Source organism: Maribacter polysaccharolyticus (assembly GCF_028882255.1).
GTDB classification, from domain to species: domain Bacteria; phylum Bacteroidota; class Bacteroidia; order Flavobacteriales; family Flavobacteriaceae; genus Maribacter_A; species Maribacter_A polysaccharolyticus.
On sequence record NZ_JARBUY010000004.1, the window covers coordinates 476,138 to 489,067 of the forward strand.

Sequence of the window (12,930 nt, forward strand, 5' to 3'; positions counted from 1 at the left end):
GAGCTATGAGATTAGTACTGTTGATCCTGGGTTTATCAAGTATTCCCTTTAGCTCCTTCGCACAAGAAATCATCTTAAAGGATAGTATTACGCAACTAAGGGAAGTTGTATTGGTAGATTCATTAAAAGCCAAACAAGCAACGGGTATCATACCCTCACGGATTATAGGCGCCAAGGTGTTCCAAAATAATAGCCCGGTGGAAATAACCACTTCCCTAAACCAAGTTTCAGGGGTTTATGTACTTTCGGGAGCATTGAACACCAATCGCATCACCATTCGTGGCGTCGGTGCGAGAACCCCGTACGGTACAGATAAGATCAGACTCTACTATAATGGAATTCCCATAACCAACGGTACCGGTTTTTCAACCATTGAAGCTTTCGACCTAGAGGACATGAACTCGATAGAGATCATTAAAGGCCCTAAAGGAACAGCTTTTGGTGCCAATCTGGGAGGAGCGATACTACTCAACCCCAAAGAGGCCCTTCAACAAGCGACTACCGTTACGAACAACCTTACCGTGGGATCCTATGGGCTGGTCAAAAACCATATGGGTTTTACCCATACCGACAATAATTTGGCTTTGGAATTCCGATATGGCCATATGAATATGGATGGTTATCGTGAAAACAGCCGTTTTGAGCGTGACGGACTATTATTGAACACCTCTTACCGGATAGATGCGAAGAATAAAATTGCATTTTTATTGAATTATATCGATTACACCGCCCAAATAGCAAGCTCCCTGAGTCAAAGTGATTTTGAGGAAGACCCTACCCAAGCAGCTTATACATGGAAAGCAGCCCAAGGGTATGAAGCCAATAAGTATACCCTGGCCGCACTTTCCCATTCCCATGATTTCAATGCCCATTTCTCAAATACCACAAGTCTGTTTTATACCTATTTGGACCATTACGAACCCCGCCCGTTCAATATCCTGGATGAATATACCAATGGCTTCGGATTTAGAACCCGCTTCTTGGGTGATATTGATTTAGGTGGACAACGTGCGCAATATTCGATCGGTACGGAACTTTACAAAGATGAATACCGCTGGGGTACGTATGAAAATCTATATGAATCCAATACGAACAATGGTAGTTTGCAAGGTGACGCCTTGAGCGACAATAAGGAATTTAGGTCGCAATTCAATGTTTTTGGCACCTTGACCCTTCCCTTTGCCCAGTATTTTTGGGGGCAACTAGGATTGAACATCAATAAAACCAAATACGATTTTAGGGATTTATACCATACAGGTACCGAAAACACCAGTGGCCAACGTTCCTTTGACGCAATCGTTTTACCAAGTCTTACCTTAAAGTACATTTTCTATCCCAAGCAAGAGCTCTATTTGAACATCAGTCGTGGTTTTTCCAATCCAAGTTTGGAAGAAACCCTGACTCCGGATGGGGCCATCAATCCGGAGATCGAACAGGAATCAGGTACCAACTATGAATTGGGCAGCCAGTTTTCCCTTGACAACAACAAGCTAAAGGTCAATGTGGCCCTTTACCGCATGGCTATAAAAAACCTATTGGTTGCCCAGCGCGTAGGTGAGGATGAATATATCGGCAAGAATGCTGGCAAAACCAAACACCAAGGTATTGAAGTAGATATGGATTATTCGTTAACGCCTGCCCCCAACTTCCGACTAACCCCCTTTCTCAGTTACTCGTACAGCAACCATAGATTTCTGGATTTTGTGGATGGGGACAACGATTACTCGGGTAATCCCTTGACCGGGGTACCCAAACATCGGTTTAACAGTGGCTTACAAATGCTATGGGGCAATGGCCTTTATTGGAATATCACCCATCAATACGTAAGTGGCATACCATTGACCGATGCCAATACCTCTTATAGTGATTCCTATAATTTGCTACATACCCGAATTGGTTATAAAAAGGAACTTTTTAAAGGTTTCACAATAGGTGTTGATTTTGGGATCAACAATATGACAGCTAGCAAATATGCCCGATCGGTTCTGATCAATGCCGTAGCTTTTGGGGATAGTGAGCCCCGCTATTATTACCCTGGAAACGATCGGAATTATTATGGAAGCCTCCTATTGAATTATAAATTATAACCTTCATTCTCCCCACTCCGTTTTAATTAACTTCGTATTGAATTTTGATTTACTGAAAACCATAACCCAACACCTTGAAAATCTTTCATTCCCTTTTTTGGATACTTATTGGGTCCATACTGGCCCTAACAGCATGTACAACGCAAAAATCAATAGGTAAGGTAAACGCGGACCCTGACCACGGATTGATCCAAACGCTTAAATTGAGTGGTGGATCAAGTGGGATGGAACAAATTGACGACCATTCTTATTTGGCCGTATATGACCTAAAAAGAAATAGCGCAAATGCACGGTTGGGTTTGATCAGGGTCACCCCTTCATCCCTGATCGTTTCCCCTATAAAGGTCGATTCATGGGGAGATGAAGGTATTGCAAACGATTTGGAAAGCATCTGTGCCATACCAGAAAGGAAAAATGAATATTTACTTGCGGAATCGGGAAACTGGCAAGGTAAATACGGTCGTATTTTCCACGTTAAAGTGGATACTTTGACTTTAAGTGCCACAGTTTTGGGAAGCACTAAAATTCCGATGTTGTTCAGAAATGACATGACCGTCGTAGGAGATCAGTATGAAGCGATTATCTGTTTGCCCTACGATAAAGGGCATAGGATCGTCATGCTCGGTGAGCGGGGCGGATCTGACAATAGCCCCCATGGGGTGGTTCGATGGGGCCTACTGAATTTAGAGGACCATTCCTTCCACATGGGAGATGAAGGCCTTGCGGGAATACCCGTTACCGTTCCCGGCAATTGGGTACATACGGAAACCAAAAGGGATATTACCGATTTTCATTTAGACGCAAAAGGGGATATTTGGGCCGCTGCCTCAGAGGACCTTGGCGATAAAGGTCCCTTTTATTCGGTCATTTACAAATTGGGGCGATTGGATTTGGAAAATAAGGAACGGCCCTTTTCCGTTTTTGAGTCCATTACCACCCGTAAAGCGGTAACCGGATTTAAAATCGAGGCCCTTTCGGGACCCTGTAAAGGCATTTCGGCCTCCCATGCCTTCGGTACTGAGGATGAAATATATGGCGGGGTTTGGCGACCGATCCATATCGAATAGCCGAAAAAAAAACCTTTCAAGGAAAAACATTGGCTTTTCCTTGAAAGGTTTTCTTATATACAAGTCCACAACCCGATCTTAGGTCTCACCAGTACAGTTGGTTATTGCATTCGCTGCAACCAAGAACGCATATCGACCTCCTTGTGGATGATCCCCTTTACTTCGGAAATGGCAACACGACGTTGTTCCATGGTATCCCGATGGCGTATGGTCACTGTTTGATCCTCGAGTGATTGATGGTCTACCGTAATACAGAAAGGGGTACCGACCGCATCTTGTCGCCTATAACGTCGGCCGACCGCATCTTTTTCATCATAGGTAACATTGAAATCCCATTTCAGGTCCTCAATGATCTTATGGGCCACATCCGGAAGTCCGTCTTTTTTCACCAATGGCAATACGGCTGCCTTGGTAGGGGCCAAAACCGCAGGTAATTTCAATACGGTCCTTGTGGTATTGTTATCAAGTTCCTCTTCCTGCAACGAATGTGCGAAAACCGCTAGGAACATACGGTCTAGACCAATGGAGGTTTCAACAACGTAAGGCACATAATTTTCCTTGAGTTCAGGATCGAAATATTGCAGTTTTTTATTTGAATGTTTTTCGTGCTGACTTAAATCAAAATCGGTTCTTGAGTGTATTCCTTCGAGTTCTTTAAAACCAAAGGGGAACCTAAATTCGATATCGGCGGCGGCATCGGCATAATGCGCCAGTTTTTCATGGTCGTGAAAACGGTAGTTCTCTTCGCCCATTCCTAAGGACAAATGCCATTTCAATCGGTTTTCCTTCCACTTTTCATACCATTCTTGTTGGGAGCCGGGACGAATGAAGAATTGCATTTCCATTTGTTCAAATTCACGCATTCTAAAGATGAACTGCCTCGCAACGATTTCATTTCTAAAGGCCTTCCCCGTCTGGGCAATCCCAAATGGGATTTTCATACGACCTGTTTTCTGTACATTCAAGAAGTTCACAAAAATACCTTGTGCGGTTTCAGGACGTAAATACAAGTCCATGGCACTTTCTGCCGAAGCCCCCAATTTAGTCCCGAACATAAGGTTGAACTGTTTAACGTCGGTCCAGTTCTTAGAGCCCGACATTGGACAGGAAATGTCAAGTTCCTCGATTAGGCTTTTTACATCGGCCAGGTCCTCATTTTCCAATGACCTTCCCATTCTTTTTAAGATTCCGTCCGCTTTTTCCTGATAATCGAGCACTCTTTGGTTGGTAGCCAGGAATTGTTCCTTATCAAAGGCATCGCCGAAACGCTTAGCTGCTTTGGCAACTTCCTTTTCGATCTTGGCCTCGATCTTGGCCACATGATCTTCGATCAGTACATCGGCCCGGTATCTTTTTTTGGAATCCTTATTGTCTATCAAAGGGTCATTGAAGGCATCTACGTGGCCGGAGGCCTTCCAAGTGGTGGGATGCATAAAAATGGCCGCATCGATCCCAACGATGTTCTCATTGAGGTGCACCATGGCTTTCCACCAGTATTCCCTAATATTCTTTTTGAGTTCGGAACCGTTCTGTGCATAGTCATACACAGCACTTAGTCCGTCATATATTTCACTGGATTGGAATACATAACCATATTCCTTTGCGTGTGAAATTACCTTTTTAAAATCGTCGTCTTGTTTTGCCATTTGGCAAAAATAGAATATTCCCCCAAAAGCATAATGCTATTTTAACTGAAATTCTGCAGAGTCCAATAATCTTTCGTCCTCAAAGATATTCAAGGTATAGTTTCCTGGACTCAAGGAACCTTCCGGAATGGTAATGAAGTCGCATATCTGGGTTTCTTCCCCCATAAAAACCAGTTCAACGCGTTTACTGTACACATTACCGTTTACGGTTATGATATTGGCATTATCCTCGATAACCCCCATATTGGGTCCTAAAAACTGGAAATAAAGTACCTTCTCCTGTTGGATCATCGTAGGATCGGCACTTATGGTGACGCAGCCACGTAATTTCTCGACCGTGGAGGCTTTATTCGTCCTAAGGGGTTTACCGCCACGCAACCTAAAACTTGAGCCTTCGGCACCTTGAAGTTTCAGATAACTTTTCGTCTTAAGCTCCTTGTTGAGTTCCAATATTTTTTGACGTTGTAAAGCTTCGGCCTTGGCAATCGAACTGCTGGCTTCCCGCAAGGCTTCCAACTGGGACTGTGACTCTTCTACCTTATTGGTGAGCAGCATATTATTATAGCGCAGGAAGTTGTTCTTTAGTTTTAAGCTATCGTTTTTAGCTTCCAACCTACGAAGCTCGGATTTAAATTCGCGTAACTTTTCTATGGTGAATGTAAGACGGCCTACAGAGTCCAATAGCTGTTGCACTTCATATCGGGCCCCTTGTATCTCTATCTCGTTAACTTCATTGAGTGCGGTCAATCGATCTACATCGGCCTTCATCAAAGTAAGATCCTTCACCAAAATTTCCTTTTCCTTCTCCAAATAATTGATTTTGTTTTCAGATTGGGCATAGCTATAGTAAAATGCGATGAGTATCCCAATGATCACAGCAACCAAAGCAGCCAGAATAATCTTGTAATTGAATTTATTATCTTGTCCGTCCATTAATCAAAGTCGGCTTTAAGTAGGTTATTAAACTTAAGATCTGTGTATACTAAGCTATCAAAGATACTAAAAGACATCAACTCGGTACTCCTACCCCACGTGTGTTTTGGATGTAATGCACATTTATATAGAGGAGAGCATCATTTGTGTACCGTTTGTCGAAATCAATTACCTCTCACCGATTATAGCTTTAACGTAGAAAATGCGGTTGACCGTATTTTTTATGGTAGAATTAACATAAAAAAGGCAAATTCGTTCCTTTTCTTCATCGAAAACGGCATCGTAAAAAACCTAATCCATCATTTAAAGTACAAAAACCAAGAAAAAATAGGGGTTTTTCTGGGGGATTGGCACGGACAGATCATTGCCGAGAACAATTATTTGGAACCGATAGATTTTGTAGTACCTGTTCCCTTACATCGTAAAAAATTAAGAAAAAGGGGCTATAACCAGGTTTCTGCCTTTGGTAGGCGTTTGTCCTATCACCTGAATGCCGGTTTTATAGAGGACGCACTGATCAAGACCTCCAATACCAAAACACAAACCAAGAAAAGCAGAATTGCCCGTTGGCAAAATAATAAGTCATTATACGTTGTAAGAAATCCAGCGCAATTGGAAAATCGGAAAATCCTTTTGGTAGACGATGTCATTACCACTGGTGCAACCATGGAAATCTGTGCCAAGACCCTCCTTGAAGTCCCAGGGGTCACCATTTATATTACCAGCATGGCCGTTGTCCCGTTGACCTGAATACTTTTTTAGCAGGATAACTTGTAAGGTTTGTTAATTCTTGAAGTCATTTTCCAAATTATGTGTTACTTTGTCGCCTAGATATCAAAATAGATGTTCAGACGAATTTCCGCATATGTTTTTCTCTTTTTCATTGGCGCTGCGTTGGTGCAATGTGCGAGCCGTGGAAGGCCTACAGGAGGCCCAAAAGATGTTACCCCCCCTCAATTGGTAAAGGCCGATCCCGAAAACATGTCGATTAATTTCAAGGCCAACAAGATTCGATTGTATTTTGATGAATTGATAAAGTTGGAAGACGTTCAGGAACAACTGATCATCTCACCTCCGCTGAAAACCACGCCGGTGATCACCCCTCAAGGAAGTGCCAGCAAATATGTCGAGATCGTCATCAAGGACACCCTTCAGGAGAACACGACCTATACCATGAATTTTGGCCAGAGTATCGTGGACAATAATGAAGGTAATCCGAATCGGTTTTTCACTTATGTATTTTCTACCGGGAGTTATATCGATTCCCTGGAAATCAAGGGAGCCGTGAAAGATGCCTTTAATCAAAAAGTCGATGATTTCGTCAGTGTGATGCTCTATGAGATCGACTCGGCCTATACCGACTCTACCATTTTCAAAAAACCCCCGAACTATATTACCAATACCTTGGATAGTGCCGTTATTTTCACCTTAAGAAATCTAAAGGCGGGAAAATACGCATTGTTCGCCTTGAAAGATGGGAACAAAAACAATATGTTCGACCAAAACCAGGATAAAATAGGTTTTATCAAAGACACTGTATCGATACCTACCGATTCGACCTTTCTCCTAACGTTATTCAACGAAATCCCGAATTATAAAATTTCGGTGCCTAGTTTTGCTGCCGAAAATAAAATCATGTTCGGTTATTTTGGGGATGGAAAGGATATTGACATATCGCTTCTCACTGAAATCCCCGATACGGTGAAAACCACCACCCTCAAGGAGTTCGAAAAAGATACCCTCAACTTTTGGTTTACCCCTTTTGAAATGGATTCCTTGATTTTTGCAGTCAGGAACGAAACGTTCAACGCCATCGACACCTTTACGGTCAAACCCCGTAAGGTAGCTTTTGATTCTTTGAAAATCGAAGCCAACCAAAGTGGATCCGTGGATTTCCATACGCCCATGACCCTAAGGACCAATACGCCCTTGACCGCGATCGATACTTCTAAAATATGGATGATCGATAAAGATTCCCTCTATGTCGATTTTACGGCCACCTTGGACAGTATACAAAATAAAGTGGATTTTGATTTTACCAAGGAACCTGAAGAAAAATACGTTTTAGGACTATACCCTGGGGCGCTTACCGATTTCTTCGGAAGCCAAAACGATACCCTCTATATCCGTTTTTCGACCAAGAGCTATGCCGATTACGGCAACTTGAGTGTGAACATCATCGCCCGTCCCGAAGATTATCCCATGGTAGTTCAACTAACCAAGGAAAACGGGGAAATAAAACGTGAGCTGTATGCCGACGAACCCCAATTGTTCGAATTCAACCGGCTAGAACCCTCCAAATACCTTGTTCGTGTCATTTTTGATGCGAACGGGAACAAGAAGTGGGATACCGGAAATTATTTAAAAGGCATACAACCCGAAAGGGTGACCTATTATCCCGATGTCATTGAATTAAGGGCCAATTGGGAGATGGAGCAGACCTTTAGGATTTCAGAATAAACCCGTCCCTATCATCCAGGAATTTAAGCTTTTCCCTTAGGGCAACAATATGGTCTTTTTTTAATGTGGCATAAAGGATCGTTTCCGATTCGGAAAATACTATTTGTTCTCCCAAGCAATCATATACGGCCGAATGACCGGAATATTCATAACCCGAAGCATCGAAACCACAGCGGTTTACCCCGATACAATACGACATGTTCTCAATGGCACGGGCTTTTAGAAGGGCGTCCCAGGCAGCGATTCGTTGTTTGGGCCAATTGGCCACATAAACCAGTACATCGTAATCCCCTGTATTCCTGGCCCAAACCGGGAAACGAAGATCATAACATATCATGGGGTTGATCCTAAACCCTTTATAATCTATAATCAATCGATCAGTCCCCGTAGCATAGACCTTGTCTTCCCCTGCCAAGGTGAAAGCATGTCGTTTGTCATAGTGTGTGACCGTCCCATCCGCTTCAACAAAAAATAACCGATTGTAATAATTACCCCCTTCTTTATGGGCGATACTCCCCATGATGGCCGTCTGGTATGTTTTGGCCTCCAGCAGCATCCAGTCCAAGGTTTTACGACTTTCAGCCGTATCTATATTCCCGGGGTTCATGGTAAACCCCGTAGTGAACATTTCGGGCAAAACCACAACGTCGACCTTTGGGGAAAGTGATTTGAATTTCCCACTCAGACCTGCCCTATTCCTTTCCGGATCCTCCCAGGCCAATGGGGTCTGGACCAAGGCAATGTTCAATTCATTCTGTCCCATAGATCAATCAAAATAAACATTCGTATCCTTGTTCTTTACCATGGTATACAAATGGTGTAGCTGCGAATCCAGGATACGGTCCGTGGATAATTCGGGGAGCGCTTCAATATCGAAAAATGCCGCTCCGTCCATATCGAAACCATGTTGAAGCTTTCCTTTTTCCACATGGCATAAAAATACCAATTTATAAATATAAAAGGGTTGGGGCGGATGTGGGTGCATCCGTTTATCATAAACTGCCAATAGTCGATTTACCGAACATTGAAGGCCCGTCTCCTCTTCGATTTCCTTTACAGCTACTTCAGCCGGTGTAAATCCTATATCGGCCCAACCCCCAGGGATCGTCCATTTACCATCCACCTTTTCCTTGGCCATTAAAATATGCCCTGCATCGTTCAATACAAATCCCCTGACATCGACCTTTACCGTCGGATAATCCACATCGGGCATAAAAAAATCGTTAAGCACCGGTAAGGGCTGACGGGCCATATGACCCAACAACCGTAGACTTAGCTCCCGAAGTTCCTCATAACGTTCCTTATTGTATTCATCCTCGGCATATACCAGTCCCGTATCCGCCAAGGCCTTTATCCGTTTAACCCATTCCAGGTTTTGGTCTTTTTCCATAGACCAATATTACTAATTTTCGAGCAATTGGATAAGTTTGTGGTTACCCCCGATTTTGGCATGGTCCAATGCCGTAAAACCGCGGGCATCCTTAATGGAGATATCCGCCTTTTCGGCCAACAGTACTTCGACGATATCTTCCCTATTTGATGCAACGGCATAAATAAGAGGCGTTGCCCCGGTAGTACTTTGCACATTCACGTCAGCGCCATGGGCGATCAAGGCTTTCGCAACTTCGGTATGGCCTTTAAAACAAACACCCAATAAAGCCGTATGGCCCGAGCCATCCTTTGCATCCAATTCCGCGCCATTTTCAAGCAAGAACCGGGTAATCCCGAGATGTCCGTAATACGTTGCCAATATTAATGGGGTAGAGCCCCTTGAATCTTTTGAATTCAGTAAGCCTGGATCCGCTGAATGTATCTCGACTACCTTTTCCAAATTTCCTTTTCTTATTTCGTCAAAAAAATCATTTATGGTATAGGTCATAAAATATGATGTTTTAAAACTATCACATCAAGTACACCCCGATGTGATAGTTTATCCATTATCTAATAGGTAATATATTGATTATTCGGGTCAATCGACAAGGATTAAGCCAAATCGAAACGATCAAGATCCATAACCTTACTCCAAGCGGCGACGAAATCTTTCACGAATTTTTCTTTATTATCATCCTGGGCATAGACCTCTGCATAGGAACGTAAGATCGAATTTGAACCAAAGACCAAGTCCATACGAGTTGCGGTCCACTTTAAATCCCCTGACTTTCTATCCCGGATCTCATAAAGTTCTTTGCTCGCGGGTTTCCAAACATTGCCCATATCTGTCAAGTTTACAAAGAAATCGTTGGTCAACGCCCCTTCGTTATCGGTAAATACGCCATGTTTTACGCCCCCATAATTGGTTCCCATTACACGCATACCTCCAACCAAAACGGTCATCTCCGGAGCTGTAAGCCCCATTAATTGCGTACGGTCCAACATCATTTCTTCCGGGCTCACGATGTAATCCTTCTTTATCCAATTGCGGTAACCATCTGCCAATGGCTCCAACGGTGCAAAGGAATCCGCATCGGTCATTTCTTCGGTGGCATCTCCACGGCCAGCCGTAAAAGGTACGGTAATTGAATAGCCGGCTTCTTTGGCTGCTTGTTCTATTCCTAAATTACCGGCCAATACGATGGTATCGGCAACGCTTATACCGAATTCCGCGGCGATCGGTTCCAGAACCGATAAAACACGTGACAAACGCTTAGGCTCATTTCCCAACCAATCTTTTTGAGGTGCCAATCTGATTCTGGCGCCATTTGCCCCACCACGCATATCCGAACCTCGGAAGGTTCTTGCACTGTCCCAAGCGGTAGCGACCATATCTGCAGTGGACAAACCGGTGGCTCCGATTTTGGCCTTTACTGCCTCGGCATCATAATCCCTTTTCCCTGCCGGAACCGGGTCTTGCCAGATCAAATCCTCCTGTGGTACATCAGGACCGAAGTAATTCGATTTTGGCCCCATGTCCCTATGGGTAAGCTTAAACCAAGCCCTGGCAAAAGTGTCTGAGAAATAGTCCTGATCTTCCATGAACTTTATAGCGATTTCCCTGTAGACGGGATCCATTTTCATCGCCATATCCGCATCTGTCATCATCGGATTGTGACGAATCGCTGCATCTTCGACATCCACGGGTTTATCTTCTTCCTTAATATTTACCGGCTCCCATTGCCAAGCCCCGGCCGGACTCTTACGAAGTTCCCACTCATGATTAAAAAGCATTTCAAAGAAACCGCCATCCCATTTCGTCGGATGCGTTGTCCATGCCCCTTCCAAACCGGAGGTCACGGTATATCGCCCTACTCCCGATTTATGTGGATTCGACCAACCTAATCCTTGGGCTTCAACCGGTGCTGCTTCCGGGTCTGGACCCAAAATACCGGCATCCCCGTTTCCGTGAGTTTTACCTACGGTATGTCCGCCTGCGGTTAGCGCTACCGTTTCTTCATCATTCATGGCCATACGCGCGAAAGTTTCACGTACTTGAGCAGCCGTCTTTAAAGGGTCTGGCTTACCGTTTACCCCTTCTGGGTTTACATAGATCAATCCCATTTGTACGGCCGCCAATGGATTTTCCATGGTTTCAGGATGATCAACGTCTCCATAACGTTCATCACTGGGTGCCAACCATTCTTTTTCCGCTCCCCAATAGACATCTTTCTCCGGGTGCCAAATATCCTCACGTCCAAATGAAAAACCAAAAGTTTTAAGTCCCATACTTTCATAGGCAATGGTACCTGCAAGGATAATCAAATCTGCCCAGCTCACTTTATTCCCGTACTTCTTTTTAATAGGCCACAGTAACCTTCTCGCCTTATCCAAACTTACATTATCAGGCCAGGAATTCAATGGGGCAAAACGTTGGTTCCCTGTGCCTCCACCCCCGCGACCATCCGCTATTCTATAGGAACCGGCGGCATGCCAAGCCATACGGATCATCAATCCACCGTAGTGCCCCCAATCCGCGGGCCACCAGTCTTGGCTATCGGTCATCAAATCATGCAAATCTTTCTTCAGCGCGGCCACATCCAGATTCTTCAACGCTTCGCGATAATCAAAATCATTTCCCAAAGGATTTGTTTTGGTATCATGCTGATGCAGAATATCCAAATTGAGTGCGTTTGGCCACCAATCCATTACCGAGGCCCCTGTTGATGTGTTCCCTCCATGTAGAAAAGGGCATTTGCCTCCACTGCCCATTTCCGAAATTGAATTGTCTTTACTGTTTTTTGGATCCATAGCTCTTCGTATTAAAATGTTGATTTATCTATTGACTTTTAAATTATACTTGCTCAAAAATAGGGTGCAGTCGTACAATCACCATAGATTTCTAATATCAATGTACTATATCGTAATATATATTGTCTATGGTAGATTTGGGCCATTTCCTTAATTATATCGTTAACCCACAATAAATAAATGCCTTATTGTGCTGAACCTAGCTGCTTTAGGTATCGATGCTTCAGGAATCACCGATGAAGAACGTGATAAGACCGTTACAGGATTGTTACGAACACAAGAATACTCAAGCCATACCCTTGAAGGTCTTAGGGAACCCCATTGAATTATAAAACAAATACCACTTCCCCTTATAGGTTAGATACGGGAAAGCATCATTAAGGATTTATTCGTTTCCCACCAAGTCACTTTTAATAAAACCCTGGAAATCAACAGTACATTTGGGACATATATAAACTGCCCGAACCTCAATAAAAACAAGGCTTTTATTGAAAAAATGGCCATAAACCTTACTTTTAGCGAGTTTTCCTACGCAATATTGTTAATTTCGTATAT

11 protein-coding genes are annotated in these 12,930 nt (G+C 43.6%); 5 read left to right on the forward strand and 6 right to left on the reverse strand.

Annotation, left to right across the window (positions count from 1 at the left end):
- The first annotated feature begins 5 nt into the window (after positions 1-5).
- Both PHU20_RS14615 and PHU20_RS14620 read left to right on the forward strand, forming a co-directional pair.
- Entirely contained in the window at positions 6-2,087 is a 2,082-nt protein-coding gene (locus tag PHU20_RS14615; RefSeq protein ID WP_274826130.1) for a TonB-dependent receptor family protein, read from the forward strand.
- A 74-nt stretch (positions 2,088-2,161) separates the two neighbouring features.
- Complete coding sequence (locus tag PHU20_RS14620) at positions 2,162-3,154, forward strand: hypothetical protein (protein WP_274826131.1); 993 nt, start codon at positions 2,162-2,164, stop codon at positions 3,152-3,154.
- A gap of 101 nt (positions 3,155-3,255) precedes the next feature.
- Here PHU20_RS14620 and PHU20_RS14625 read toward each other — a convergent pair whose 3' ends face one another.
- Entirely contained in the window at positions 3,256-4,800 is a 1,545-nt protein-coding gene (locus PHU20_RS14625; RefSeq protein ID WP_274826132.1) for a glycine--tRNA ligase, read from the reverse strand.
- A 36-nt stretch (positions 4,801-4,836) separates the two neighbouring features.
- Positions 4,837-5,733, reverse strand: coding sequence for a hypothetical protein (locus PHU20_RS14630; protein WP_274826133.1), 897 nt, complete (start codon positions 5,731-5,733; stop codon positions 4,837-4,839).
- A gap of 42 nt (positions 5,734-5,775) precedes the next feature.
- Here PHU20_RS14630 and PHU20_RS14635 point away from each other — a divergent pair, with 42 nt between their 5' ends.
- Together PHU20_RS14635 and PHU20_RS14640 are read left to right on the forward strand one after the other, a co-directional pair.
- Entirely contained in the window at positions 5,776-6,483 is a 708-nt protein-coding gene (locus tag PHU20_RS14635) for a ComF family protein (protein ID WP_274826134.1), read from the forward strand.
- 93 nt (positions 6,484-6,576) lie between these two features.
- A complete protein-coding gene (locus tag PHU20_RS14640; RefSeq protein WP_274826135.1) occupies positions 6,577-8,193 on the forward strand; it encodes an Ig-like domain-containing protein in 1,617 nt (538 codons plus the stop codon).
- Here the strand turns inward: PHU20_RS14640 and PHU20_RS14645 are convergent.
- The 4 genes from PHU20_RS14645 to katG all read right to left on the reverse strand — a co-directional run bounded on the left by PHU20_RS14645 (position 8,177) and on the right by katG (position 12,375).
- Entirely contained in the window at positions 8,177-8,956 is a 780-nt protein-coding gene (locus tag PHU20_RS14645) for a nitrilase family protein (RefSeq protein WP_274826136.1), read from the reverse strand. The genes PHU20_RS14640 and PHU20_RS14645 overlap by 17 nt on opposite strands.
- A 3-nt stretch (positions 8,957-8,959) precedes the next feature.
- The gene (locus PHU20_RS14650; protein ID WP_274826137.1) at positions 8,960-9,583 is read right to left on the reverse strand and encodes an NUDIX hydrolase N-terminal domain-containing protein; all 624 of its coding nucleotides are present in this window, start codon (positions 9,581-9,583) and stop codon (positions 8,960-8,962) included.
- A gap of 12 nt (positions 9,584-9,595) precedes the next feature.
- Complete coding sequence (locus PHU20_RS14655; protein ID WP_274826138.1) at positions 9,596-10,072, reverse strand: ankyrin repeat domain-containing protein; 477 nt, start codon at positions 10,070-10,072, stop codon at positions 9,596-9,598.
- Positions 10,073-10,176: 104 nt separating this feature from the next.
- Positions 10,177-12,375: a catalase/peroxidase HPI gene (gene katG / locus PHU20_RS14660; protein WP_420828679.1), complete on the reverse strand. Its 2,199-nt coding sequence runs from the start codon at positions 12,373-12,375 to the stop codon at positions 10,177-10,179.
- Between the two features lie 190 nt (positions 12,376-12,565).
- Between katG and PHU20_RS14665 the strand changes: the two genes are divergently transcribed.
- Positions 12,566-12,700, forward strand: a complete 135-nt coding sequence (locus PHU20_RS14665; RefSeq protein ID WP_274826139.1) for a hypothetical protein — start codon at positions 12,566-12,568, stop codon at positions 12,698-12,700.
- Positions 12,701-12,930 lie beyond the last annotated feature (230 nt).

What these genes read in the sequence shown, in the direction of transcription:
- katG (WP_420828679.1), bottom strand. Translation starts at nt 12,375, where the DNA reads ATGGATCCAAAAAACAGTAAAGACAATTCAATTTCGGAAATGGGCAGT.
- PHU20_RS14640 (WP_274826135.1), top strand. Translation starts at nt 6,577, where the DNA reads ATGTTCAGACGAATTTCCGCATATGTTTTTCTCTTTTTCATTGGCGCT.
- PHU20_RS14645 (WP_274826136.1), bottom strand. Translation starts at nt 8,956, where the DNA reads ATGGGACAGAATGAATTGAACATTGCCTTGGTCCAGACCCCATTGGCC.
- PHU20_RS14625 (WP_274826132.1), bottom strand. Translation starts at nt 4,800, where the DNA reads ATGGCAAAACAAGACGACGATTTTAAAAAGGTAATTTCACACGCAAAG.
- PHU20_RS14630 (WP_274826133.1), bottom strand. Translation starts at nt 5,733, where the DNA reads ATGGACGGACAAGATAATAAATTCAATTACAAGATTATTCTGGCTGCT.
- PHU20_RS14650 (WP_274826137.1), bottom strand. Translation starts at nt 9,583, where the DNA reads ATGGAAAAAGACCAAAACCTGGAATGGGTTAAACGGATAAAGGCCTTG.
- PHU20_RS14615 (WP_274826130.1), top strand. Translation starts at nt 6, where the DNA reads ATGAGATTAGTACTGTTGATCCTGGGTTTATCAAGTATTCCCTTTAGC.
- PHU20_RS14655 (WP_274826138.1), bottom strand. Translation starts at nt 10,072, where the DNA reads ATGACCTATACCATAAATGATTTTTTTGACGAAATAAGAAAAGGAAAT.